Annotated in this window: 20 protein-coding genes, 2 tRNA genes, 3 rRNA genes and 2 riboswitches; of the genes, 1 reads left to right on the forward strand and 24 read right to left on the reverse strand. The window is 44.7% G+C overall.

The window, feature by feature from the left end; genetic code table 11:
• The first annotated feature begins 74 nt into the window (after positions 1–74).
• Positions 75–518 (forward strand): Hsp20/alpha crystallin family protein, encoded by a 444-nt coding sequence (locus tag ACXAEY_RS20185; RefSeq protein ID WP_270182743.1) that lies wholly within the window; start codon positions 75–77, stop codon positions 516–518.
• A gap of 501 nt (positions 519–1,019) precedes the next feature.
• On the opposite strand, the gene rrf is transcribed toward ACXAEY_RS20185, so the two are convergent.
• The 24 genes from rrf to ACXAEY_RS20305 all read right to left on the reverse strand — a co-directional run bounded on the left by rrf (position 1,020) and on the right by ACXAEY_RS20305 (position 26,970).
• Positions 1,020–1,136, reverse strand: a 5S ribosomal RNA gene (gene rrf / locus ACXAEY_RS20190).
• 112 nt (positions 1,137–1,248) lie between these two features.
• Positions 1,249–4,178: ribosomal RNA gene (locus tag ACXAEY_RS20195) — 23S ribosomal RNA — on the reverse strand.
• Between the two features lie 158 nt (positions 4,179–4,336).
• Positions 4,337–4,412: transfer RNA gene (locus tag ACXAEY_RS20200), tRNA-Ala, on the reverse strand.
• Between the two features lie 13 nt (positions 4,413–4,425).
• Positions 4,426–4,502: transfer RNA gene (locus ACXAEY_RS20205), tRNA-Ile, on the reverse strand.
• A 170-nt stretch (positions 4,503–4,672) separates the two neighbouring features.
• Positions 4,673–6,222, reverse strand: a 16S ribosomal RNA gene (locus ACXAEY_RS20210).
• The 16S, 23S and 5S rRNA genes sit together here with 2 tRNA genes alongside, the layout of an rRNA operon.
• A 399-nt stretch (positions 6,223–6,621) precedes the next feature.
• Complete coding sequence (locus tag ACXAEY_RS20215) at positions 6,622–7,926, reverse strand: VWA domain-containing protein (protein WP_474814490.1); 1,305 nt, start codon at positions 7,924–7,926, stop codon at positions 6,622–6,624.
• Positions 7,927–8,100: 174 nt separating this feature from the next.
• Entirely contained in the window at positions 8,101–8,397 is a 297-nt protein-coding gene (locus tag ACXAEY_RS20220) for a hypothetical protein (RefSeq protein ID WP_474814492.1), read from the reverse strand.
• Positions 8,398–9,438: 1,041 nt separating this feature from the next.
• Positions 9,439–9,735: a hypothetical protein gene (locus ACXAEY_RS20225; RefSeq protein WP_474814494.1), complete on the reverse strand. Its 297-nt coding sequence runs from the start codon at positions 9,733–9,735 to the stop codon at positions 9,439–9,441.
• Between the two features lie 86 nt (positions 9,736–9,821).
• Positions 9,822–10,100 carry a hypothetical protein gene (locus ACXAEY_RS20230; RefSeq protein ID WP_474814496.1) on the reverse strand — a complete coding sequence of 93 codons (279 nt, stop codon included), beginning with the start codon at positions 10,098–10,100 and terminating at the stop codon, positions 9,822–9,824.
• A 25-nt stretch (positions 10,101–10,125) separates the two neighbouring features.
• The gene (locus tag ACXAEY_RS20235; RefSeq protein WP_474814497.1) at positions 10,126–11,712 is read right to left on the reverse strand and encodes a hypothetical protein; all 1,587 of its coding nucleotides are present in this window, start codon (positions 11,710–11,712) and stop codon (positions 10,126–10,128) included.
• Positions 11,713–11,733: 21 nt separating this feature from the next.
• Positions 11,734–12,408, reverse strand: coding sequence for a pilus assembly protein TadG-related protein (locus tag ACXAEY_RS20240; protein ID WP_474814498.1), 675 nt, complete (start codon positions 12,406–12,408; stop codon positions 11,734–11,736).
• Positions 12,405–12,794, reverse strand: a complete 390-nt coding sequence (locus ACXAEY_RS20245) for a TadE/TadG family type IV pilus assembly protein (protein WP_270182998.1) — start codon at positions 12,792–12,794, stop codon at positions 12,405–12,407. The genes ACXAEY_RS20240 and ACXAEY_RS20245 overlap by 4 nt, the downstream gene beginning before the upstream one ends.
• 6 nt (positions 12,795–12,800) lie before the next feature.
• Entirely contained in the window at positions 12,801–13,007 is a 207-nt protein-coding gene (locus tag ACXAEY_RS20250; protein WP_474814499.1) for a hypothetical protein, read from the reverse strand.
• 42 nt (positions 13,008–13,049) lie between these two features.
• Positions 13,050–13,991: a type II secretion system F family protein gene (locus ACXAEY_RS20255; protein WP_270182996.1), complete on the reverse strand. Its 942-nt coding sequence runs from the start codon at positions 13,989–13,991 to the stop codon at positions 13,050–13,052.
• A gap of 3 nt (positions 13,992–13,994) precedes the next feature.
• Entirely contained in the window at positions 13,995–14,924 is a 930-nt protein-coding gene (locus ACXAEY_RS20260; protein ID WP_474814501.1) for a type II secretion system F family protein, read from the reverse strand.
• Positions 14,921–16,252 (reverse strand): CpaF family protein, encoded by a 1,332-nt coding sequence (locus ACXAEY_RS20265; RefSeq protein ID WP_474814504.1) that lies wholly within the window; start codon positions 16,250–16,252, stop codon positions 14,921–14,923. Before ACXAEY_RS20265 ends, ACXAEY_RS20260 begins: the two co-directional genes overlap by 4 nt.
• A gap of 13 nt (positions 16,253–16,265) precedes the next feature.
• Complete coding sequence (locus ACXAEY_RS20270) at positions 16,266–17,384, reverse strand: CpaE/TadZ family protein (RefSeq protein WP_270183004.1); 1,119 nt, start codon at positions 17,382–17,384, stop codon at positions 16,266–16,268.
• 15 nt (positions 17,385–17,399) lie between these two features.
• Positions 17,400–18,173, reverse strand: a complete 774-nt coding sequence (locus ACXAEY_RS20275; RefSeq protein WP_474814506.1) for a CpaB family protein — start codon at positions 18,171–18,173, stop codon at positions 17,400–17,402.
• A complete protein-coding gene (locus tag ACXAEY_RS20280; protein ID WP_474814508.1) occupies positions 18,166–18,918 on the reverse strand; it encodes a hypothetical protein in 753 nt (250 codons plus the stop codon). Before ACXAEY_RS20280 ends, ACXAEY_RS20275 begins: the two co-directional genes overlap by 8 nt.
• Positions 18,919–19,169: 251 nt before the next feature.
• On the reverse strand, positions 19,170–20,465 hold the full coding sequence (locus ACXAEY_RS20285) for an NCS2 family permease (RefSeq protein ID WP_474814510.1): 1,296 nt from the start codon (positions 20,463–20,465) through the stop codon (positions 19,170–19,172).
• 125 nt (positions 20,466–20,590) lie between these two features.
• Positions 20,591–20,692: riboswitch (purine riboswitch) on the reverse strand.
• 84 nt (positions 20,693–20,776) lie between these two features.
• Positions 20,777–22,315: a glutamine-hydrolyzing GMP synthase gene (guaA, locus tag ACXAEY_RS20290; RefSeq protein ID WP_270182990.1), complete on the reverse strand. Its 1,539-nt coding sequence runs from the start codon at positions 22,313–22,315 to the stop codon at positions 20,777–20,779.
• A 134-nt stretch (positions 22,316–22,449) separates the two neighbouring features.
• Positions 22,450–22,551: riboswitch (purine riboswitch) on the reverse strand.
• A gap of 39 nt (positions 22,552–22,590) precedes the next feature.
• Positions 22,591–24,762, reverse strand: a complete 2,172-nt coding sequence (locus tag ACXAEY_RS20295) for a transglutaminase TgpA family protein (RefSeq protein ID WP_270182989.1) — start codon at positions 24,760–24,762, stop codon at positions 22,591–22,593.
• The gene (locus ACXAEY_RS20300) at positions 24,749–25,999 is read right to left on the reverse strand and encodes a DUF58 domain-containing protein (RefSeq protein WP_474814513.1); all 1,251 of its coding nucleotides are present in this window, start codon (positions 25,997–25,999) and stop codon (positions 24,749–24,751) included. The genes ACXAEY_RS20295 and ACXAEY_RS20300 overlap by 14 nt, the downstream gene beginning before the upstream one ends.
• A complete protein-coding gene (locus tag ACXAEY_RS20305) occupies positions 25,996–26,970 on the reverse strand; it encodes an AAA family ATPase (protein ID WP_270182987.1) in 975 nt (324 codons plus the stop codon). The genes ACXAEY_RS20300 and ACXAEY_RS20305 overlap by 4 nt, the downstream gene beginning before the upstream one ends.
• Positions 26,971–26,984 lie beyond the last annotated feature (14 nt).

Below are 26,984 nucleotides of genomic sequence, written 5' to 3' on the forward strand. Positions count from 1 at the left end.
TTTTCTAAACGACCCTCGTTTTAACAAAGTTTCCGAAGGAGCATATACTGTCAAAAAGCCCAGGAGGGAACGGCATGGGAGACTACTGGAGTCAGATGTACGATTGGAAAAACAAGATGAACAAATTCATGGGAGATGATTTCTGGACGGATTTTCAGGATATGTTCGTATCGAATGGACCACTTGTGAACCTGTACGAATCGGGTAATGAATTGATCTGTACCGTTTATCTCCCTGGTGTTTCGAACATTGAGGATGTGGATGTCTATATCCATTACCGAACGCTTAAAGTAAAAGGACAGACGAAGATGGTCCTAAAAGGGTACCGAAATGTACAGGAAGAGTATAAGCACGGACCATTTGAACGAATTGTCGAGCTACCTTTCCCAGTAAGAGAAAAGCCGATCGATGCGACGTATAAGCGAGGTATTCTGATGGTTCACCTCCATCGTCTGATCGATTCGAAGGAAGATAAGAAGCGTCTAAAGATCAAAGATGCTGAGGCGGGTGAAGAATAGAAGGAGAGCGGCTATCGTTTGTTCGGGCGGTAGCTGTTTTTTAGTGGGTTTTTGAGGGGTGGGTGTGTTTCGGTATAGTTCGGATGCTGTTGGGTGCTTGGGGAGCTGCTTTTTGGCAGGATATCGGCGAAATTGCTGATTTATCGGCGATTTCTGAGCAGATATCAGCGGAATCGAGATTATATCCGCGAAAAGGGCACTTTTATCGGCGATTTTTCGTTTTTATCAGAGAAGCGTTGTTTTTAACTTTTGATTTGTTAAAAGCACATTCAGATAAAACCTTTTAGGGGCGAGCGATCCGAGCGATATCCGCGAAATTTTCATTTTATCCGCGATAATCATGATATATCCGCGCTTTTCGATTTATATCCGCGAAATCGGGGCATTTATCCGCGATTCAAAGATTATATCCGCGAAACCCCAAATCAAGACCCCTAATAACTCACCACCGCCTTCAGACAAAACAAAAAAGCCAGAGCTCAATGCTCTGACTTCTCTCTTGCCTAGCGACGTCCTACTCTTGCAGGGGGAGAGCCCCCAACTACCATCGGCGCTGAAGAGCTTAACTTCCGTGTTCGGCATGGGAACGGGTGTGACCTCTTCGCCTTCATCACTAGACTTACAGGATGTAAGTCGTTCGATGTTCACCACAGGACGTGGTGGAACTTAGTCGAACTTCTTTTCATTCCCTGAAAACTAGATAGCACTCGCAACGTATTCCAATATGTTTTAGGTTAAGCCCTCGATCGATTAGTATTCGTCAGCTCCACGTGTCGCCACGCTTCCACCCCGAACCTATCAACCTCATCATCTCTGAGGGATCTTACCAGCTTGACGCTGTGGGAAATCTCATCTCGAGGGGGGCTTCATGCTTAGATGCTTTCAGCACTTATCCCTTCCACACGTAGCTACCCAGCTATGCTCCTGGCGGAACAACTGGTACACCAGCGGTGTGTCCATCCCGGTCCTCTCGTACTAAGGACAGCTCCTCTCAAATTTCCTGCGCCCGCGACGGATAGGGACCGAACTGTCTCACGACGTTCTGAACCCAGCTCGCGTACCGCTTTAATGGGCGAACAGCCCAACCCTTGGGACCTACTTCAGCCCCAGGATGCGATGAGCCGACATCGAGGTGCCAAACCTCCCCGTCGATGTGGACTCTTGGGGGAGATAAGCCTGTTATCCCCAGGGTAGCTTTTATCCGTTGAGCGATGGCCCTTCCATGCGGAACCACCGGATCACTAAGCCCGACTTTCGTCCCTGCTCGACTTGTAGGTCTCGCAGTCAAGCTCCCTTGTGCCTTTACACTCTGCGAATGATTTCCAACCATTCTGAGGGAACCTTTGGGCGCCTCCGTTACTCTTTAGGAGGCGACCGCCCCAGTCAAACTGCCCACCTGACACTGTCTCCGCACCGGATCACGGTGCTGGGTTAGAATGTCAGTACAGCCAGGGTAGTATCCCACCGACGCCTCCACCGAACCTAGCGGTCCGGCTTCTATGGCTCCTACCTATCCTGTACAAGCTGTACCAAAATCCAATATCAGGCTACAGTAAAGCTCCATGGGGTCTTTCCGTCCTGTCGCGGGTAACCTGCATCTTCACAGGTACTATAATTTCACCGGGTCTCTCGTTGAGACAGTATCCAAGTCGTTGCACCTTTCGTGCGGGTCGGAACTTACCCGACAAGGAATTTCGCTACCTTAGGACCGTTATAGTTACGGCCGCCGTTTACTGGGGCTTCGATTCAGAGCTTCTCCCGTAAGGGATAACCCCTCCTCTTAACCTTCCAGCACCGGGCAGGTGTCAGCCCCTATACATCGCCTTGCGGCTTGGCAGAGACCTGTGTTTTTGCTAAACAGTCGCTTGGATCTTTTCACTGCGGCTCCCCTGGGCTATTCACCCGAGGAAGCACCCCTTCTCCCGAAGTTACGGGGTCATTTTGCCGAGTTCCTTAACGAGAGTTCTCCCGATCGTCTTAGGATTCTCTCCTCGCCTACCTGTGTCGGTTTGCGGTACGGGCACCTCTTTCCTCACTAGAGGCTTTTCTTGGCAGTGTAGAATCAGGGACTTCGGTACTTAAATTCCCTCGCCATCACGACTCAGCCTTCACGGTGAACGGATTTGCCTATTCACCAGCCTAATCGCTTGGACGCGCATGTCCAGCAGCGCGCTCTCCCTATCTTTCTGCGTCCCCCCGTCGTTCAAACGGAAAGGAGGTGGTACAGGAATATCAACCTGTTATCCATCGCCTACGCCTTTCGGCCTCGGCTTAGGTCCCGACTAACCCTGAGCGGACGAGCCTTCCTCAGGAAACCTTGGGCTTTCGACGGACAAGATTCTCACTTGTCTTTCGCTACTCATACCGGCATTCTCACTTCTAAGCGCTCCACCAGTCCTTTCGGTCTGACTTCGCAGCCCTTAGAACGCTCTCCTACCATTGTCGTAAGACAATCCACAGCTTCGGTGATACGTTTAGCCCCGGTACATTTTCGGCGCAGCGTCACTCGACCAGTGAGCTATTACGCACTCTTTAAATGATGGCTGCTTCTAAGCCAACATCCTGGTTGTCTAAGCAACGCCACATCCTTTTCCACTTAACGTATACTTTGGGACCTTAGCTGGTGGTCTGGGCTGTTTCCCTCTCGACTACGGATCTTATCACTCGCAGTCTGACTCCCGCGGATAAATCGTTGGCATTCGGAGTTTGACTGGATTCGGTAATCCGGTAGGGACCCCTAGTCCAATCAGTGCTCTACCTCCAAGATTCTTGCCGCGAGGCTAGCCCTAAAGCTATTTCGGAGAGAACCAGCTATCTCCGGGTTCGATTGGCATTTCACCGCTACCCACACCTCATCCCCGCATTTTTCAACATGCGTGGGTTCGGGCCTCCATTCAGTGTTACCTGAACTTCACCCTGGACATGGGTAGATCACCCGGTTTCGGGTCTACGACCACGTACTCCTTCGCCCTATTCAGACTCGCTTTCGCTGCGGCTCCGCCTTCTCGGCTTAACCTTGCACGGGATCGTAACTCGCCGGTTCATTCTACAAAAGGCACGCTGTCACCCATTAACGGGCTCCAACTAGTTGTAGGCACACGGTTTCAGGTTCTCTTTCACTCCCCTTCCGGGGTGCTTTTCACCTTTCCCTCACGGTACTGGTTCACTATCGGTCACTAGAGAGTATTTAGCCTTGGGAGATGGTCCTCCCGGATTCCGACGGGGTTTCACGTGTCCCGCCGTACTCAGGATCCGTCTCGGAGGGCAGCGGATTTTGACTACAGGATTGTTACCTTCTCTGATGGACCTTTCCAGGTCGCTTCGTCTATCCGTGCCTTTGTAACTCCAATGAGACGTCCTACAACCCCAGAGGGCAAGCCCTCTGGTTTGGGCTGTTTCCGTTTCGCTCGCCGCTACTCAGGAAATCGCGATTGCTTTCTCTTCCTCCGGGTACTGAGATGTTTCAGTTCCCCGGGTATGCCTTTTACTTCCTATGTATTCAGAAGTAAATACCATCCCATTACGGATGGTGGGTTCCCCCATTCGGAAATCTCCGGATCAAAGCGTACTTACTGCTCCCCGAAGCATATCGGTGTTCGTCCCGTCCTTCATCGGCTTCTAGTGCCAAGGCATCCACCGTGCGCCCTTAGTAGCTTAACCTTAGATGTTGTTAGAAACGAAGTTCTAACGTCATCGGTGCACATCGTTAGATGTGACTAACTAAGTTATAACGCAAAAAATAATAATTATTGGATGTCGTTGTTTGTGCTATCTAGTTTTCAAGGAACATATTCCTTCTTTTATATAGAAGAAATAAATGGTGGAGCCTAGCGGGATCGAACCGCTGACCTCCTGCGTGCAAGGCAGGCGCTCTCCCAGCTGAGCTAAGGCCCCAGAAATTCTTTTATGGTGGGCCTGAGTGGACTCGAACCACCGACCTCACGCTTATCAGGCGTGCGCTCTAACCAGCTGAGCTACAGGCCCACAAAAGAAAGGTAAATACTCCGACATAGCCATTAGCCGGAGGTGTTTCTTAGAAGAGACTTGCTCTTCATCAAAACAAACCTTTTCATGAAAGAACTATTGCTCTTTCAAAACTGAACGAAACGCTCATGCAAGTTCGGCAACCAATGTTGCCTCGTAATTCTCCATAGAAAGGAGGTGATCCAGCCGCACCTTCCGATACGGCTACCTTGTTACGACTTCACCCCAATCATTTGTCCCACCTTCGGCGGCTGGCTCCAAAAGGTTACCTCACCGACTTCGGGTGTTACAAACTCTCGTGGTGTGACGGGCGGTGTGTACAAGGCCCGGGAACGTATTCACCGCGGCATGCTGATCCGCGATTACTAGCAATTCCGGCTTCATGCAGGCGAGTTGCAGCCTGCAATCCGAACTGAGAACGGCTTTATGGGATTCGCTTCACCTCGCGGTGTCGCTGCCCTTTGTACCGTCCATTGTAGCACGTGTGTAGCCCAGGTCATAAGGGGCATGATGATTTGACGTCGTCCCCACCTTCCTCCGGTTTGTCACCGGCAGTCACCTTAGAGTGCCCAACTGAATGCTGGCAACTAAGATCAAGGGTTGCGCTCGTTGCGGGACTTAACCCAACATCTCACGACACGAGCTGACGACAACCATGCACCACCTGTCACTCTGTCCCCCGAAGGGGAACGTCCTATCTCTAGGAGTGGCAGAGGATGTCAAGACCTGGTAAGGTTCTTCGCGTTGCTTCGAATTAAACCACATGCTCCACTGCTTGTGCGGGCCCCCGTCAATTCCTTTGAGTTTCAACCTTGCGGTCGTACTCCCCAGGCGGAGTGCTTAATGTGTTAACTTCAGCACTGAGGGTGGAACCCCCCAACACCTAGCACTCATCGTTTACGGCGTGGACTACCAGGGTATCTAATCCTGTTTGCTCCCCACGCTTTCGCGCCTCAGCGTCAGTTACAGACCAGAGAGCCGCCTTCGCCACTGGTGTTCCTCCACATATCTACGCATTTCACCGCTACACGTGGAATTCCACTCTCCTCTTCTGCACTCAAGTCCCCCAGTTTCCAATGGCCCTCCACGGTTGAGCCGTGGGCTTTCACATCAGACTTAAGAGACCGCCTGCGCGCGCTTTACGCCCAATAATTCCGGACAACGCTTGCCACCTACGTATTACCGCGGCTGCTGGCACGTAGTTAGCCGTGGCTTTCTGGTTAGGTACCGTCAAGGTACCGCCCTATTCGAACGGTACTTGTTCTTCCCTAACAACAGAGCTTTACGACCCGAAGGCCTTCGTCACTCACGCGGCGTTGCTCCGTCAGACTTTCGTCCATTGCGGAAGATTCCCTACTGCTGCCTCCCGTAGGAGTCTGGGCCGTGTCTCAGTCCCAGTGTGGCCGATCACCCTCTCAGGTCGGCTACGCATCGTGGCCTTGGTAAGCCGTTACCTTACCAACTAGCTAATGCGCCGCGGGCCCATCCTACAGTGTTAGCCAGAGGCCAACTTTCAACGTTGCATCATGCGATGCTACGTATTACCCGGTATTAGCTCCGGTTTCCCGGAGTTATCCCAGTCTGTAGGGCAGGTTGCCCACGTGTTACTCACCCGTCCGCCGCTGAGAAATGGGAGCAAGCTCCCATTTCTCCGCTCGACTTGCATGTATTAGGCACGCCGCCAGCGTTCGTCCTGAGCCAGGATCAAACTCTCCGATAGAAAAGTTCAATCTAGCTTTAAAACAATGTTGTTTCCGTAGAAACAATTTCTTGCATGGCGTTTCGTTCAGTTTTCAAAGATCAATTGTTTCTTTCGTTTGTCGTTTTCAGCGACTCAACTAATATAACATTTCGTCTAAGTCATTGTCAACAACTTTTTTGAGATTGTTATTACAATCTGTTTGCTCCGTTAGAAGCAACGTGATTAATAATACATGACTACCGGAGTAGTGTCAATCCCTTTTTTTAATTAAGTGATGTTGTCTTTGCAACAACGTTTACTACTATATCAGCTAAAATAGAGTGGGTCAATACATAGATTGATATTCTTTTTAAAAAAAAGAGCCAGAGCAAATCGGCTCTGGCTTGTACGGTCTCTCTTATTCAATCAAACGTTTGTTTAACTCGCTGTTTTCTCGTCGATCTTATCGAACATTTTCTCTTTCTCTACCTTTATTGACTCACTCAACTCATCATGCTTTTTCTCGCTATAGTCGAGAAGCGTATCTGAACGCTGAGTAATTTTCTCTTTGAGGAGCTCTACTTCTTCCTTTGTAATCTTTTCTTCAAAGTACAACTCTTGAGCTGCTTTATATAATAGGTCTTCTTCCGTTTGAACGATATCATTAAAGGTTGCTCTGATTTCGTCTACCTCTTTATTCTTTTGAAGATGCTCTTTGTTTACTGCAATATCAGCCTTCGCTGATGCAAGGTCTGCTTGAATTGATTTATGGGCATCGTTCAATAATTGATTGAGAGTGTTATTTAGCTCAACTTTTGAATTAACAGTCTTGTAAACTCCACCGCCTGCTTCTGCCGCATCTTCAAGCTGTCTACGACCTTCAGTATCTACATTGAATCCGATGATGTTTACCGTTACCTCTAAATCAGATTGATGAAGCTTTTCCGCTTCACTCACAGGGTCTCCATCACAGGTTTCCACACCATCACTCACTATATAAACTGTGTTTTTCACACGTTCTCCAGTTTTCCCTTTTAAATCAGACTGAACAGAGCTAATCGCATCCCCTAGTGGAGTCCATCCTGTAGGTTTGAATTGACCCAAAGCTTCGTTGAACGTGTTTTCATCATATGTATCCAAATCATAAAAGACTTCATTACTACTACAAGAGAGTTCCTTATCGCTATCATCATTACTCCCTTTGTGACCGTAAGCTCTCAAGAGTATATTCGCGTCTTCCGGTAAGTTACTAGAAAATCGCTTTAAAGCATCCTTTGCGAGATCCATCTTCGTTCCTCCGCTTACTTGCCCTGCCATACTCCCACTAGAATCCAATAAAATCACAACATTCTCTTCATCAATCTTTTCTTCCTCAGATGTAAGACTTGCAAATTCAGGATTATAATCCTCATACGCCGCGTGAACCTCACTGTAATCGGCATGAAGCATAGAGACTAACCCGTTATATGCCGTCTCCGCATCAGCAGAAGAAGGGATTTCCTTTAAAATGTCATCGGGATTAATGGATTGTTTACCACTACCACTTTTGATTAATGATCCTGGACTTCCTTTTACAATACTCTGTGCATCTGTTGCAGCTTCAGGAAAGTCTGCTTTCTCTTCCTGCTGCTGTTCCTCTTGTTTATTATCTTTATTATTTTGACTAGCACTTTCTTCGTTATTAGAGCAAGCTGCTAGTAGTAGACAAACTAACCCAATTAGAAAAACAGAATATATCTTCAAATGTAAGCACCTCCTATAATGTTAATAAACGAGCTATCTTTAAAAATAACTTTTACCTAAACATACTTAACACGGTGACAATACCTGCAAGGAAAATTGATTTGATGTGACCAACTGCTATTTCTTATAAAAACTCTACAGCTAATCTAAAAACCTTCCACACTCTTCCTCTTATCACCTAAACGTATTAACAAGAGCTATTGCACCAGCAAAAAATAAAACAAGCAATGCAGTTTGAAGTATGCGCACTTTCATACTAACGCCCTCGGCTCTTCTACTAATATGGGCAAAGACACCAACAACTATTGTTGTTCCAAGACCAATTACAGCATATATCAACCAAGGCGGACGTTCCGTCATTTTATAGACACCGCCACCCTGTGATTCTCCCAATGAAAATACTAGTCCAGCTGTGATTCCCAAGATGATTATTACACACACTGACTCAATGACACCCCACACCTTATTCAATTAACATTCACCTATATTCTATTTAAGGGTTTATCTATAACTGCACTGACATTCGGTATAAGGTGAAAAAAATCAAAAAGATTATTGCTGCAATCACACTCTTCTTTGTTATCTTCTTACCTCCGTCACTAGTTAGGTTTATACTAGAAACAACACCTACAAATGCCATAATAATTAAAACAATGATGAAGACCTTCCTATCATTTGAGTCGACAATACCATCCTTCATAAACATCAGTGGATATACAAAAATAAATATCATAGAAATAATCCAGAGTACATTAGAAAGTTTAGATGCTTTTTTCCACTTCAGTTCAAAAACCTCCAACTTGCCGTTGTGCTATTCAAATCACCCATCTCTTAGAATGAAAACTTGAGAATTTCATAATTTAATATTATTTACTACTTCTATAAAACCCCACACCTTATTCATTTAACTTCAACCTTAGTATAAATAACCAAATATCCTAAGGAATTATATATAACTAGAATTCTACTATGACCCTATAAACTTGGAAGGTTACGAGCAATATTATTGCACTTACTACAGATTTGGATTTTATCTTTTTCCCATTTTCACTTGTTAAATTAATTCCAGAAATGACAGACTTCTCACTCCATAATTAAAGATGATTGGGAGATCAGCAAAGATTTATCGGCTTAACTGTGAAGTTGTTGAGATCAATCGATCAGCATAATCTTATTTATAAAAACTCCACTGCTGCTCGATACATAATGAAGAGCAAAAATATTACAATACCGCTGATAACAGTACGAAAAGTGATATTTCTTCCATGGTGTGAAGTGAGGTTAATACTTGATATAACTCCTACAAAAACAAATACACCAATCACCATCAGCAAAAAGATTCTATCATTAAAGTCTAACTTCCCATTTTTTATAAACAATTGAGAGTATATATAAACTATTACCAGCATCACTATGAACAGAACTTTAGAAGCTATGGATAGTTTTTCCACTTCTCAAATTTTCACTCCTATAACCTCAATATCACTTGTATGATAGTTACTCTTTTGAAATCTATCTAATCATATTAAATAATGCTAAGACGCCTACGAAGAAAAGGACCATTAAAATAGTTTTTATAAGACGTACTGAAATATTATCATCTGAATTTTTTCTACTCACATGAGCAAAAACACCTAATAATGCTAAACACCCCACACTAACCACTGCATAAATTAACCACGGCGGGCGTTCATCCAAAGTGTAAACACCCCCACCTTGTGGTTCACCTATTGAGAATACTATTCCTAGTGTACTGCTAAGAACAATAATTGCTGCAATTGCTTCAATATAACCCCATACTTTTTTCATATACCTTTCACCTAAGACCCCAATAACTATTTTTGTACCAAGACTCCTTGCAGTATAGATTAACCAATGAACATTTCATTGTATAACTATAATTGAACTGACATTCGATATAAGGTAAAAATAATCAAAAAGATTATTGCTGCAATCACACTCTTCTTTGTTATCTTCTTACCACCATCACTAGTAAGGTTTATACTAGATACTACCACCACAAAAAACATAACTGCCACTACACCAATCATTACCGTTTTGTCAGTCGCATCTACCTTTCCATCCTCTATAAATACGGCTCCATAAATGAACATAAATAAGATGCCGCCTATCCATAAAAACTTGGAAAGCTTTGAAATCGTGTTCCACTTCATTATTCCCATCTCCTTAGCTATTTGTTTATTTTATTGATTGACGAGTTGGGATTTCAGATTCTTTTTGATTAATATCATTCAATTCTCCATAGTTCTCAAGATAGTGATTGTTATTTTTTGATTGTGTATCAATAGTATCTTTAGATTCTGGGGATAAAACATCTTCTAGGTTGTTTATTTTATTTACGTCAAAATTATTCTTTTGAGGTGTATTAATCTCAGTACTCTTTGGAGCGTGATCCTTTCCAACCCTATCTGTTTCAAATAGATCTTTAAAGAATTTTTTCACTTCGCTTTCACCATACTTGGTTGTAAACTCTTCGTAAAAGCTAGTTGATGATGGGTTGTCTAATAATTCCCTCGCAATATTACTACTAAATATTTTCTTTGAAACTTGTGAAAGAATGCTATATCCAACACCTGTAGCCATTACGCCAGCAGTAAAATTATCTACAAAGGACCAATCCCCTTTTATTCCTTCCACTACATAATTCTCCAAACCGCCTATCCCGGATAAAGGTATACCCAATCCTATAAACTGACCATACTTTCCAGCACTAATTAATCCTCCAGCAAGAATTCCTGCAGGTGCCAATACTCCTCCCATTATGCCACCCGAAATTGTGTCTACTATTAAGCTTTGGATGGAGAATTCTCCAGATATTATGCTATCTACAACTGAGAGAGAAAGACTCACACCAGAACCAATTGCAGCCCCTTCATATACCCTTGCGAGTGTACCAGTTGCACTATATGCTGTTCTAACAGTAGACCAAGCTGCTCCAGACCACGAAACAATATTACTCTTTAACACAGACAGTTTCCCTTTAGACCAAGACCATCCAGCTCTACCTAAACTCAACAACCCTCTCCCAGCAGCAGCCAACGCCCCAGTAGCCTGTCCAATCCCACCAAGCAGGGCACCTCCAGCTGTCCAGCCAAGTGAGCCTAGAAAACTATAGTCGCTGTTTCGATTCATAAGATAATACGCGCCACCGGCGATGCCCGCTCCAATTCCAGCTGCGATCGCAACTGGTGCGCTGATTACGCCAAGAGCGACAGCACCCACGATTCCGGCGCCAACGCCTACAAAGCTCAAGGTTGATTTTACCCAGTTTGGCGTCGCATCCCAGACATTCGATGTGAAGTTTGTAAAAGCGTTCCATGTATTGACCGTGCCATCGACGAAAGCGTCCCACGTGTTCGCTGACCAGTCCGTAAATGAATCCCATGTGTTCGCCGACCAATCTGTGAAGGACGACCACGTGTCTTGTGACCAGTTACTGAAGTCATTCCACGTATCACTCGACCAATCAGTGAACCTATCCCAGCCGCCAGCAATGACATCCCCCATATCCCTGACCGTATCGATAAGTGGGGCTAGAAACTCTCTTCCTTTATTAAAAGCGTCTCCGATACCGTTCCCGATTTCTTCCCACCAATGACTATCTTTCTTACCATCATTACCAGTGGCATCTCCATCACTTTCCGTTTTGTTGAGGTTATCATTGTTATAGTCGAGTTCCCCAACCTCGGCTAAAGCGACGGGAGATACACTCGTAGCAAGCATGAAGAGAAGAATTACGAACGATATCAGTCGTTTAAACGCCACTCTGCACCCTCTCCCCTCAACTTATTTACATGTTATATCGATCCCCACCGGTGTACCGATTCCAGCAGAGGCATCTGCTTTGATGCCGTCGAACTGCGAATCTTCGACCGTCACGTATGAACCTTTGCGTTCTGATTCTACAAAAATGCTGAACGTTTCCTCATCAAATTCAACCCTGACATTTCGATCAGCACCGTTTTTCTTCGCATAGCGATTGGCGGCGTCTTTGATATCAGACATGTTTCCTCTTACAGCGTCGCATGCGATCTCGCTAATTTCGTCTTCTTCATATAAAAAGAGCAGCAGTTCATTCGCATCCAGGTCAACACTGTCACCTTCTTTAAGCCATTTTTCAACTGTTGACCGATACGAATCATCGCTGCCTTCAATTTCATCTTCAAGCCAGTTCCCAATCTCGTCATCTGTTAATTCTTCACTTGAGAAACGTTCTTCAAGTTCTTCTAACCGCTCTTCGAGTTCCTCACGAAGTTCTTTGTCATAAGAGTTCTTCGCCTCTTTTGCTGCGGCTAGTACCGCCGAGTCCGCACTCGTTTGGCTGACGCGTTTTGAGATGAACACATTAAAGAAATCAAAGAAAGCGAAGCTGATAAAAATGGAAACGACGAGTAAGCCTACCATGATCAGCAGCATGCTGTTGCCTTGTTCATTTTTCAGGTAAGAACGTAATGTTGTCATGGCAAACTTCCTTCGTCGTCATCCTCTTCCATCGGCATCGTCGCATCTGCATCAAAATCCAGTTCAATCTGACCAACGAGAGGGATCGAAACGGTCGGTATTCTTGAAACGACCGTTACGGTAACGTCCTCTCCCGATTCAACTGAACTGACGGATTGAATCTGTAAACCGCCTGCTGATCGTTCCGCTACTTGTTGTGCATTCCCACCTACCGATGCCGCTCTCGCACCATCTCTGGCAGCTGACTCTGTGACAACAACCGCATAAGCAACGAGCGCCATCTGCCAGATGATCATAAATGCTACGATCACAAGCGGGAATACAGCTAAAAATTCAATCGTTTGTGACCCTTTCTCATTTTTTAGGTAAGAAGTAAGCTTTCTCATCGCGAATTAAATGTCACTGATCATTTGAGCGATACGATCAACGATAGCAGATGCAATTCCATCTCCATTACCATCTACAGCTGTAGCAACAGCTGCCATTACTGCTAACACGACTAGTCCTAGTGCTACCCACTCAAGAGCCTGTGCACCTTCTTCATTGTTTACGTACTGATTCATCGTTTCCTTAGACTTTATTACGAGTTTGTTTAACATCATAATCTCTCCTTTTAGGTAATTAGTTTTTATTTGAACCTTCTAATTGAAGAAGGTATCAAGACCAAATGCGCCAGGGTTGTAAATCACGTTCAGAGCAAGCAATCCAATGATCAAGATGAACACACCCGGCAATACGAAAAATGTTGTGACTAACGTAATTTGAGGACTTGCCTTCGCTGCTTTTTCCTTCGCTTTAAAGCTTCTGGTCGCGCGAAGGTCATCCGCTTGAATGGCAAATGTTTTAGAAACAGGGACACCTAGAGTAGATCCCTGGATAAGAGAGTTCACAAGCATCTCTAGCTCTCTAGATGAATTTCGATTGATTAGATTTTCATAAGCTGTTTTCCTCGGAACACCGAGATCAATTTCTCGATTAAATCGTTCGATCTCTTCGCTCAGCGGTCCATCGAACTGCCTTGTCACTTGATGGAGCGCGCCATCTAACCCAACACCTGCCTGAAGCGTAACGCTGACGGTATCGAGAAAGTCCGGCATCATCATACTGATCGTTTCTTGTCGCTCACGAGCTTTTAATAATAGCCATAGATTCGGCCCTAAATAGCCCCCGAGCGGCAAAAGTAGAAACATCGCAAAAGCAAGCGGCAGTCCTAGAAGAAGGTAAAGCATTCCAGCGACGATCCCGCACAGTCCTAGGAAAAACCTGAGACCATAAAAGCTCTCTAGCCGGAGCCCCATCGGGTTCCCTGCCTGGATCAGCTGGTTTTCATCCTTCTCTCGATCTGAGAAAAACGCGTATTTAACACCTGTAGGTCCTGCATATTCAGCTGCTTTTATGAGGCGGTCACTCATTTTTCGCCTGAAACTCACTCGCCTCTGTCGAACAGATTCCTCTACCTTCAGTTGATCAACTAGCTTATGTTTCTTGCTGATATACAAATAGATATAAATAAATCCGATGAGTAAAATGAATAGAATGGCAGTAAATAAGAAGCCGGCATATACACTTAGTAATGAACTCATAGGTTACACCCTTATCCTTGAAATCCGTTTAATCAGAATGAAAGCCGCGAACATAATGAGTGAAAATATCGCGAAAAGAAGCAGCCCCCATGTGGTGAATAGAACGTTTAGAAAGCCTTCGATGAACAAGTTCATCATGATCGCCATCATGAAAGGCATGATCACAAGGATGTACGCAATCGAACGCGACTCCGCTGTTGCGGTTTGGATTTCTTTTTGTACGCGTCCTCTTTCTTCGATCGTTCCAGCCATTAAATCTAGCACTTCAGCGAGGTTCCCCCCAACGCGTCGTTGAATCAAGATCGTACTAACGAAGATTGAGATTTCTTTACTTGAATACCTCTCACGAAAACGTCCCATCACTTCTTCAACGTCGTCTCCAAGCTTTATTTGCTGATCCATTATTCTAAACTGAGGACCCGCTGGTTCTGACACCTCTGAACCTACCATTTCGATCCCTTGAGGAATCGTTTGACCAGCTTTAATCGAATTTGACATCATCCTGCATATTTCAGGAAGCTGCTTGTTGAAGCTTTCGTTCAATTTATCTTGCCTCGCGTTTAATAAGAGTCTCGACCCGATCCATACCGAGAAGTAGGCGATCAACAGCGCGATAAGCGGAAGTAAACCTAGTAAGAAAAACCCCACGAACCATATCACGGCAAGAGTAAGTAAATAGATCCCCATATACTCCGACGGCTTCAAGCGAATATTCGCTTGAACAAGCTTCTTTTCCAAATCTCGAGACAATTCCGATTCATCATATTTATCACCGATTAGAATTACGAAACTCTTTCTGTTCTGTTCACCTGTTTCAAACCATTCATCGATCTTCTTTACTGACTGCTTCGCTCGGCGGCTTTCCATCACGTAATAGATAAATAGGAAGAATGAAAGAAACGCAGCGGTAAGCGCTAGGAGAGCGATTGTCATACGATCGCCCCCTCAAGGAACAGCGAATCGGATAGTTCAACACCATATGCTCTAAAACGATTGACTAGTTTTGGTTTATATCCAGTCGCTTCAAAGTGCCCTTTCACCTTGCCATCTGCAGTAACGCCTTCGCGTACGTAGCGGAAGATGTCATGTATTTCGATCTCTCCATCACCTTCAGTAATTTCTGCGATACTCACAACCTTACGTCCACCATCGGGCTGTCTTGACGTTTGCACGATCAAGTCGAGAGCACCAACGAAATAACCACGAATGATCTCAACAGTTATCGGTAGACCAGACATGACAACCATAGCCTCCAAACGACCAAGTGCATCTTTAGGCGAGTTCGCGTGGACGGTTGTAAGAGATCCTTCGTGTCCGGTATTCATAGCCTGAAGCATATCGATCGCTTCAGAACCACGAACCTCCCCAACGATAATGCGATCAGGACGCATGCGCAGAGCATTCTTTACAAGCTGGCGGATGGTGACTTCACCCTTGCCTTCCATGTTAGGAGGCCTCGCCTCTAGCCGAACAAGGTTTTCATACGAAAAGCGAAGTTCTGCCATATCCTCGATCGTTACGACTCGTTCCCCGAGCGGGATCGAATCAGAGAGAACGTTGAGTAACGTCGTCTTCCCGCTGCCTGTTCCTCCTGATACGAGGATGTTCGTCTTTGCCTGTACCGCCGCTTGAAGAAATCGCCCCATTTCATCCGTAAACGTCCCAAAACTCTGAAGGTCTTCAAGAGTGAACGGCGTTTTGTTAAATTTACGAATCGAAATCGATGGACCATCAAGTGAAATGGGCGGGATGACCGCGTTCACACGGCTTCCATCTGGAAGTCTCGCATCTACCATCGGGGAACTTTCATCGATCCGTCTTCCGAGCGGGGCAATGATACGGTCAATGATATGGCGGATATGCTGATCATCTTTAAACTGAATATCTGTCTCCTGCATTTTTCCGCCGCGTTCGATGTACACTTCGTTCGCACCGTTCACCATGATCTCGGTTATGCCATCATCCTGAAGCAATGCTTCTAGAGGTCCATACCCTACGGATTCGTTGATGATCTGTTGAATGATCCTCTCCATTTCCTGACTAGGAATGATTACTTTCTCTTCATCGATCATCTGCTTTACGAGTCGCTCGATCGTTTGTTTTCGTTCAGTTGGGGGAAGGGTCGTAATACTTTCAAGATTCGCTTCCTTGATCAAACGATTTTTGTAGTGCCTCACCCATTTTTCTTCAGGGCTGTTCGTCACTTCCCACTCTTTCGACCGAGGCGTACTTTGATTCGATGCTCGTTGTAACCAAGACATACACTCACCTCCTCTACATCAGCACTTTGTCAACAAAGAGCTTCATATCCTTCGTTGCTTTCGACTGCCCTCGATCATTTTTCTTTTTATAAAATGGCTCTCCCATATTCAGAACCGGTTGTAAGCCGAAGTAATCTGAACGAACCGAAGCAGTCACTTCTTTTGAAAGAAGCCTCGCGATATCTTTTTCCGCTAGCTCACCTTTTGGATGCGTTCGATTTAAAAGCAATGACACAGGATGATTGCGTCCACTCAATTGGAAACGCTCGAATAGATCCATCGCATTTTTAAAAGCCCGAAGCCCCAGGCTATCCGGGGTCAGAATATAATGGATCGCCGTCGACTCTGATAACCCTGTAAAACTAATCGTGCTGATCGCTGAAGGCACATCTAGAATCACATGATCATAGTGAGCTCGGCACGTTCGAATCACCTTCGTGATTAACTCTTCGTTAATCTCTTCTGCCTTAGCTGGATTTGCGGGCCCTGTTAACACATCGATACCCGTCCGTTCATCTCTGATTGATACGTTCTCGATGTGGTGTAACGAGAGCTCTTGAAGGACAGGCTGTAAATCATAATACGACCTTGAAAATTCAAGCCCAAGTGCTGGTTCAACTCCGCCAAACTGCGCGTTTAAATCGATGAGAATAACGCGCTTATCATGGTGAATGCGAAGTGACTGAGCAGTTAAGATCGATAGTAACGTCGTGCCGCTGCCACCCTTTGCACTATAAAAGGCATGAACGATGCCGTTCCCAGAATCGCGATTGAACGATTGCTCCGTTAATTCAAGGCTTTGCTGAATATCGACAATTAGTTGACTCAAACGATCGATCTCATCAGGGAAGACCATTACGTCATAGGCACCAGCCTTCACCCACCGTCTACCTTCATCAAATGAACGATCTTCTGTAATTCCGATTACAAAACTTGAAGTAGGGACCGTAATGGCTTGTAGAGCCTCAAGCTCATCACTATCTACAAAGTAAAATTGAAAGGTTTCAGAGAAAGAAGGTTTCCATTCTTCCTGAGTCACAACATCGACTCCGCTTTCTAAAAGCTCTCTTTTCACCGATTCAATAACATCTTCTTTCTTAGATAAAATTAATGACTTATACGACGAACTCATCTCATCCACCCCGCTTTACTCCTCATCAGCATCATCCTCGGCTGCTTTTTTCTCAGCTTCTTTTTTCTTTTCAGCAGCTTCTTTTGCTTTCGCTTCTTCTTCCTTCTTCTTCTCAGCCGCCGCTTTCTTTGCTTCAGCTTCCTTCTTCGCTTGTTCAGCTTCAGCTGCAATTTGATTCACACGAAGAATACGGATCTGTTTGGCAGCATTTTGAGCATGTATCAGCTTTTCAGCCTGTTCTAGGTCCAGCGATACTCTGATTGCAGGACCAAACGATTCATCATCGTTATCCGTCTGAAGCTCTTCTTGTTGAACGACTGGAACCGTTTCAAGCAAGCGCTCAGTTGTTACACCGCTTTTTGTTTCCATAACGGAATACACATCAACAAGATCACCTTCTGTGATCGCTTGGTCGATCACGACATTAGACGTTGGATTCAACCACACTACCCGATTCTCAGCAGGGATATCCAGCTTCTTCCTCACGACGTTTTTTGTAAGGATATCGCCATCGTTTAAGTTCACGACCGCAATGGCTTCTTCTAGGTCCTTCTCATCCTGTATGAATGAGGATACCTGACTGCTTCTCGGCATCTCGACCCACTCGATATCACTTTCCTCAAGAGAGGTATAGGAACGGATATCAGATCCTGCCGCTGCGACTTTCACCGTTTCACCGAGCGACTCTTGAGCCATTCGAATTTGGTTTAAAATAAAGCCAGCCGCGACGACGGCAAGTATAAAAGCAAGTGTAAGAAAGATAAGTGCTTTTCTTTTTGCATCAATCATTTGATTCACCCCAACGATTCGTAATAGGAATACGAGCGATATGAATAAATGGAATGTTAACTGGAAGATGGGGCTTCGCGATCTCGATCTCATGGTCTGCTCTCAGTGAGTCAGACACTCCTTTTTTCACAACCCAATACTCTGAGTCAGCCGAAGTAGAGGCGGCTTCTAATAATCCTGATAGACTCCCAGATTCTTCTACAGTTAGTGCTTCGTTTTTCCAAACAGCTCGTTTGTAGATGTCTTTCTTCGGTGCTCGATATGTACGAAGCATCCTTCCATTCGAGAAAACGGCTGGTTTTTGAGAGATGACCGTTCCCGATACAGATCGAACCTGCCACTCAACCCAACGCAGAACTTCCTGTTTCGTTGGATTGGTTAAAGCTTGCACCTTTTCAACGAGCATGTAGAGCAGCGCTCGGTTATCGGGAGCTGGAATCGTGATCACAGACCTTTCATTCATGAGCCAGTTTGATAACTTACTAAGTTCATCCGCTGGTTGGACATGAGGATCATAGAAATAAATGATCCGACTACCTGATGGGAATCGATCGATGAAGTAAGAAATCTCTTCTTCTAGCTGCCAATTGGCAATCGGAACCTTCTTTGATCGTAGGAATTTTGCATCATCCTTTTCGAGAAAGTTTTCTAAACCATCAGCACCCTTAATATTGATCGGTTTCATACGTATGTTATCGCTTTGGAGTGATTGAAGCCCTAGTGATTCATCAAGTACGATTTTCATATAATCTCCCTACTCCTAATTTTTTTCACATTGCTATATTCGCATAAAAGTGTAAAATTTTGTGTGCGAATCGACCATAAAATGGATTTTCCAGAAAAAGACGAAAAAAGTCACCGATAATGCTCTGATCGATCCAAAGTTTTTATAACTTTATACCCAAGAGAAAGAACACCTTAACCCTAAATATTGGAAAATAAATATAAAAAAAAACAGACAGCGGTTTGCTGTCTGTTTTCTATTAAACTCTTAATCTATGCTAAGAATGCAAAATACGCAACGAACACAAAGAACAACACATACATGATCGGATGGATGTTCTTTCCTTCACCTTTTACTAGCATGGTGATTGGATACATAACGAATCCGAGTGCAATTCCAGTTGCGATACTGTACGTCAACGGCATTGCGATGATCGTTAAGAATGCTGGCACAGCGATTTCAAAACGATTCCACTCGATTTTACCAAGAACACTGACCATTAGAACCCCTACGATAATTAGAACAGGAGCCGTAACGGCGGGTGTTACAACAGCTAATAATGGTGAGAAGAATAATGCGAGAAGAAACAGTCCAGCCGTTACGACCGAAGTGAAACCAGTTCGTCCACCTGCTGCTACACCTGATGAAGACTCGATGTATGCTGTTGTCGTTGATGTTCCTAGTACAGCACCAAGTACCGTTGCAGATGAATCAGCGAACAACGCTTTTCCTGCACGAGGAAGCTTATTGTCTTTCATAATTCCTGCTTGCGTCGCAACTGCGATCAATGTTCCAGCTGTATCGAAAAAATCGACGAACAAGAATGTAAGAACAACAACTAGCATGTCGATCGATACCAAGTCACCAAGATGACCAAGTGCTACACCAAACGTTGGCTCAAGACTCGGAATACTTCCTACGACACTATCCGGAACTGGTACCTGATTAAAGATCATTCCTACGATCGCTGTGATCACCATTCCGTAAAAGATTCCGCCGTTTACGTTTCGAACCATGAGGATGACCGTGATGATAAGGCCGAATACCGCTAGTAGCGTTGAACCAGATAACAGATTTCCTAACTGAACGAGCGTTGAATCGTTATTCTCAACGATTCCTGCACTCTTCAGTCCGATAAACGCGATAAATAGTCCGATCCCGCTCGCTGCTGCGTATTTTAATTCCATCGGGATAGCGTTGATAATCATTTCTCGAATTTTAAAAATCGTAATGATGATAAAAATAAGTCCTGAAACTAAAACACCTGCAAGTGCCGTTTCCCAAGGTACTCCCATTACCGTTACAACGGAATAGGTGAAGAATGCGTTCAATCCCATTCCAGGTGCTAATGCAATTGGATAGCCAGCGAGGAGACCCATGATCAGCGTACCGAGTGAAGCAGCTAACGCCGTCGCTGCGAAAACGGCTCCTTGATCCATTCCAGCATCCGCTAGGATAGATGGGTTAACAAACAGAATGTATGCCATCGAAAGAAAGGTTGTTAAACCGGCAATCGATTCCTTTTTGTACGTTGTGTTGTGCTCTTGAAAGCGAAAAAATCGCTCCATCTTACTTCCCCCTTATTTCAACATCCGTCGTAAAAATAAAAAAAGCTCCGGGTTCTCTACCCGGAGCGGACTAATAGGAAAAGAAAGATCGCAAACCGTTATGCTTCAAGAGCCAAACGGTTCACTTCTCTCACTGTTTCCTTCGTAGTCAGGTTATTTACGGTAACCTGGTAGAGACTTTCGGGCCTTATTCCCGATGTTATACGATGGATTGTCGTTCTTTTATTTACTTTTGCAGTATATCAATTACAACTTTACGCGTCAACAGTAAATACGAACATTTTCAATATTTATTTATCTTTCGTTCGTGTTTACTCCCACTCGATTGTAGCAGGCGGCTTGGACGTAATATCATACACTACGCGGTTTACGTGGTCGACTTCATTCACAATACGAGTTGAAATGATTTCAAGAACCTCGAACGGAATGCGCGCCCAATCGGATGTCATGCCATCGATCGATGTTACGGCACGTACGCCAACTGTGTAGTCATATGTTCTCGCATCACCCATGACGCCGACACTACGGAAGTCAGGAAGCGCGGTGAAGTACTGCCAGATTTCACGATCAAGGCCGGCTTTTTTGATTTCTTCACGAAGAATCGCATCAGATTCACGGACGACCTTCAGCTTTTCTTCTGTTACTTCACCGATTACGCGGATACCAAGACCTGGTCCTGGGAACGGCTGTCTCCACACGATTTCATCCGGCAGGCCAAGCTCTGTACCCACTTTACGAACTTCATCCTTAAATAGCATGTTTAACGGTTCGATCAAGTCGAGCTTCATATCTTCTGGGAGACCACCTACGTTATGGTGGGATTTAATCGTCTGTGCCGTTGCTGTTCCACTTTCAACGATATCCGTGTATAGCGTACCTTGTGCAAGGAAAGACATATTCTCAAGCTTCTCAGATTCTTCTTCAAACACGTAAATAAATTCGTTCCCGATGATCTTACGCTTCTTCTCTGGATCTGTTACGCCCTTAAGCTTAGATAGGAAGCGGTCAGAAGCATCGATCTTGATCAGATTCATTTCGAATCCTTCTCCGAACGTCTTCATCACACTATCCGCTTCGTTTTTACGAAGAAGACCATGATCGACGAACATACACGTTAGCTGGTCACCGATCGCTTTATGAACGAGGGCCGCAACGACTGAAGAATCTACGCCACCACTTAGTGCGCAAAGAACTTTTTTGTCGCCAACAGATTCGCGGATCGTCTCGATCTGTTCATCGATGAAGTTTTCCATCGACCAGTTTCCTTCACATTCACACACTTTGTAAACAAAGTTCTTCAATAGTTCGTTCCCATGCTCCGTGTGACGAACTTCTGGATGGAACTGTACCCCATAAAGGTGACGAGAAGAATCGCTCATTGCAGCGACAGGACAAGATGGGTTCGTTGCTGCGACATCGAATCCTTCTGGTGGTGCTTTTACAAGATCACCATGACTCATCCATACGGATTGCTTTTCTGGAAGGCCATCATATAAAGGCGATTGGTGCGTGATGTCGAGCATCGCTTTCCCGTATTCACGGTGTTTCGCTGCTTCTACGCTTCCACCAAAATGGTGCGTCATAAGCTGCATACCATAACAAATGCCAAGAACCGGAATGCCAAGCTCAAAAATTTCTTCATCACAGCGAGGTGCTCCTTCACCATACACACTGTTTGGACCGCCGGAGAAAATGATCCCTTTTGGATTGATCTTCTTTACCTCTTCAGCAGTAATGGTGTTTGGATGTAATTCACTGAATACACCGAGGTCACGAATACGTCTTGCGATTAGCTGATTGTACTGTCCTCCAAAGTCGAGTACAATAATGGATTCCTGTTCTTCTAACATCTAATTCCCTCACTTCTATTTAGTCTTCAGTAGTTTTGTCTCGTCTAGCTTTAACTACTCTAATAAAAAAATTGCCCTGTACTATAAAAAAAGCCAGAACTCTGCCATGGTACAAAGGCAGAATCCTGGCTTTAACTAGGAATATCTGCCTTCATAGTCAGATCATTTACGGTGATCCGGTAGAGACTTCTGGGCCATATTCCCAGGGATATACGAAGGTGACTCTTATTCTCGCTAAAACTATGGATTCATTCTATCAACCGTCTATCAAGCGGTCAAGATTGCATCTTTTTAATTAAATTTTCCCATAATTCCTTCATTTCGTTCCAACTAGATTCTGAAGGTTTCCCGCGATAATGACTTTCCTCATAACGTCTCGTTAAAACCTTCATGTCTTGTGTGCCGAGTTGATGGTCGACTTTCACAGCATACTCGCGTAACGTCTGATCTTCTCCGCGTTTAATTCCATGAAGTTCGAGTAACCATAGAAGCCTAAAGTACGCTTCAGAGAGCGCTTTGTTATCATGACGCTTATGGTATTTACGAAGGAAAAAGCGTTTGATCCACTTCTTGTAATTTTTAAACGCATAGACTATGAACGCTGCAAGCACCATGACTAAGCCGATCGTATGCCAGATCGTCCAGTTCCATGATAATGAGAAACCTTCTGAAGATGATTGCTGTTCATTTTGCTCTGTTTGGTTCTGAGTTTCCTCTTCTTCTGGTGTAGTCGGTTCAGGAGCTTCTGCTTCAGCACCGCCTTCAGCATCATAATCAGAAACAAAGTCAGCTAAGCTTGTAAAACCACGGGTTGGTTCGAACGGTACCCAGCCTACACCTGGAAAGTACGCTTCTACCCAAGAGTGCGCGTTATTATTTGTGACCTGATACTCGCCGTAATCGCCATCTGTGCTCACGTACTCACCTTCAGTGAAACCTTTTACCCAGCGTGCCGGAATATCAAGACTTCTCAACAGGACTGCCATGGAACTTGAGAAATTATCGCAGTAACCTTGTTTACTTTCAAAAAGAAATTGATCAACATAGTCTTCATCTTGATCAGGAATCGATACATCTCTCGTTTCATAAACAAATCCATTACCAACAAAGTAATTCTCGATCGCTCTCGCTTTATCGTATGGATTATCTTCTTCTGCTACGATCTGTTCAGCAAGTTCCGAAACACGCTCTGGCAGTGATTCAGGTAACTGAAGATACTGATTTTGAACCGATTCTGGATACTCTTCAGGTGCTTCTCTAAGCAACTTCTCTGAAAAGGTCGGACTTTCATAGGACATTGCGTAGTTATCGAGCACGAAAGGCTCTGCCAGTTTTTGAGTGAACACTTTTCCTGAAACGACGTTCGTTAATAGCTGCACATCATCGGGTACGTCGATATCAGTTACTTGTCCAGGGTGAATGATGAAGTCATACTCCTCTTCCCCACTCATCGATAGCCTTGCATCTAAGGCTTCAACTTCAACGCTTTCTTCGTACAAAAGGTCAGTTCGCCCTTCAAAAATTCTTCGATCAGGGAGAGAAACGTCCCAACCTTTCCCCGTATACACGTCTTTCGTCTCTACTCGATAGTAGCCTCTTTCCTCTGTTTTTGCAGTGAAAACCGGCGTATCATCTTCAATAAACGGACCGCCAAGTCTCGAATCATCTTCATCGTAGCCAATCTTACTAATGCCATTTCCTTTCGCATCGCTACCCTCTTCATAAGACGTTGTCTTCTTAATGAACGGTACAGGGTCTGGCCACTGTGGTTCAGCCTTCGGTGCTAGATAGCCAAACACGGAAGAAAACGCAATGATTACAACAAGAGGCATAAGCCAGAACACTGGAAATCTGCCTTTAGAAAACGTCACGCCCTCTTGCTCTTGAATTCGTAGAATCTGGAGCAAGCCTAATAATACAAAACCAATGATCAAGATGCGAATGATCGCAACATCAGCGTTATAAGCCGTGAACGTATCGATCACAGATATATAAACAATTGTAACGACGAGGAAGAGAAAGATTCTCCTCGTTTGAATCAGCCAGTACTGCATGAGGTAGCTGATCAGCCATAACAAAATAAAAAACAACAGTGTCCTGAACAGGTTGGATAATTCACCCCAACTTGCATCGAACATTAAACCGATATTTTTGCCAAGGTCTGAGAGTAAGTAGTCAAACCACATCATCTCAAAAAAGCTTCCAGGGAAGAAAAGCGAATGAAGCGCATAGATCATCGCGACTCCCTTAATCGGAAACGATAGCCAAAATGGTATTTGAAAATAGGACATCAAAAACAAAAAGGCTGTGAATAGGATAAATACTTCCGTTTCCCCGGTATCTGAAATGACAGAAAGAGGCCTCAGCCACTCCCAGAATAAGAGGAAACCTAGACCGTAAAGGAGAAGGGAATAAATCCAGTCTAATTTCTGATCAGTTTGTTGCACGTTTCCCACCTACCTTTAGTTCCTCATTGAAAACCTCGCCTGATATCGCATGAACTTTTACTCCGAATTGAATGAGCTTGTTCAGTTCTGCTTGCTCAGCGAGTTTGATATTTTCTGTCACATAAAAGAATTCCACCTGTACTTTTCTTGATACAAGCTCTTTTAACGTAGAAAGAAAGACGGCATCAAGAGAAGGACTCACGATAAAAACACCCGTTCCTGCCGGGAAATGGTGCGCTTCTCTTTTAATAACGGTATCGAAGGAAGACGTTCCGTTCGGACTTACTCTAGCAAGATGGTGAAAGATTCTTCTACGCTGGGCCTTGCCCCCATTCACACTCAAGACGGTGTGATCTCTTCCTGAGGAAACGACGCCTATCATCGCATTCTGCTTTAACGCAGCATGCGTGATCGAAGCAGCAAGTCGAACCCCCTTCTCAAAAAGGGGCGAATAATCACGTCCGTAGTGTTTTTCCTCGCGATCTAGAAACAGCATGAAGTCACGACTCACCTGTTGTTCGAACTGTTTTGTCAATAACTTCGTGCTTTTCGCAGTTGACTTCCAATCGATCCATGACAACTTGTCACCTGGCACATAATCTCGTACGCTTACCGCTGTTGAATAATCAAAGTCTGCTTTTCTAGGAGATGGCCTCGTCCCAGAAAGCTGCTGGCGATAAGGCGTCCATGTAATAGATTGATAGCTTGGAAGAACATATACAGATTGCTCGACTTTCAGCTTCTTTTCATGCTGAACAAAACCGAACATATCGCCCGCCTTACACCGCAACGAGTGAAAGTGATATTCACCTCTTGGGATCGGATTAATGTGATAAGAATACGTCAATTCTTTTTTAAACATAGGGAAAAGAAGCACTAATGAACCTCTTTGATACCGAGACGACTGTTCTGAAGCAAGCGGGAATAAACGCTCAGGCAAGAGATCCTCTACGATCAAATAAAAGAGAGGAAAACGATTGGCGCGCGTGACGTTAATCGTCACTTTCAGCTCCTGCCCATCTACCAATTCCATCTTATTAATCTCTCTCGTCATCTTGATTCCATCCAGTGGATAGAAAAGCAGTGCGAGAGAATAAATGACGAAAGGGACAAACGCATAAAAGAGAAACCAGCTAACAAACCCGCCCTGGAACATCGCATATGAAAAGGTGATCAGTAAGAGGAGAAGTAAAAAGAAGAATTTCAATACCCGATTTTGTGAAAGCTTCTCTCTCATTTCACTTTCTCTTCTCGGATGAGAGGTACTTTTACTCGTTGAACGATCTCTCGTATAATTTGCTCAGACTCCTGCCCTTCAAACGCTGCTTCTGATTTTAACAGCACACGGTGTGACAAAACGTAAGGTGCTAAGTATTTGATATCGTCTGGAACCACATAATCACGATTCCGCATGAACGCATACGCCTGCGCCGCTTTCATCAATGATAGGGACCCTCGAGGGCTCGCTCCTAAATAAATGGATGTATTATGCCTCGTGCGGCTCACAATGTCGATGATGTACTGTTTAACAGATTGCTCGACGAACACTTCTCTCACTTTCTTCTGCATGTCGATCAACTCAGCGATCTCAAGAGCTGATTCGATCATATCGATCGGATGACCGTGCTCCGTTCTGTTCAGCACCTCGAGCTCTTCTTCAGGCGTTGGATAGCCCATCTTCAATTTTAATAAGAAACGATCGAGCTGAGCTTCAGGTAGTGGATACGTGCCTTCATACTCGATTGGATTTTGTGTTGCCATAACGAAGAATGGCTGCGGAAGAATGTGCGTTTCTCCATCGACCGTTACACTCCCTTCTTCCATTCCTTCTAACAGCGCAGACTGTGTCTTAGGAGAGGTACGGTTGATTTCATCCGCTAGAATAATGTTTCCTAGAAGTGGTCCTTTTCGAAATTCGAACATCATTTCTCTTTGATTAAAGACGGAGACTCCCGTTAGATCAGATGGCAGTAGATCCGGGGTGAACTGAATACGATTAAAACCCGCCCCCACCGACTTCGCGAGTGCTCGCACCATCATCGTCTTTCCTACACCTGGAACATCTTCAAGAAGGACATGGCTGCCTGCTAGTAGTGCAACAAGACTTAGTTCCGTAACCTCCCTTTTTCCTACCATGACATTTTCGATATTTTCTATGACTTTTTTCACAGATGGTTGGTACGTATCGTACTGGTACTCTGAGCTCATGAACGATTCCTCCA

The organism is Anaerobacillus sp. ABA4_114 (assembly GCF_056159065.1).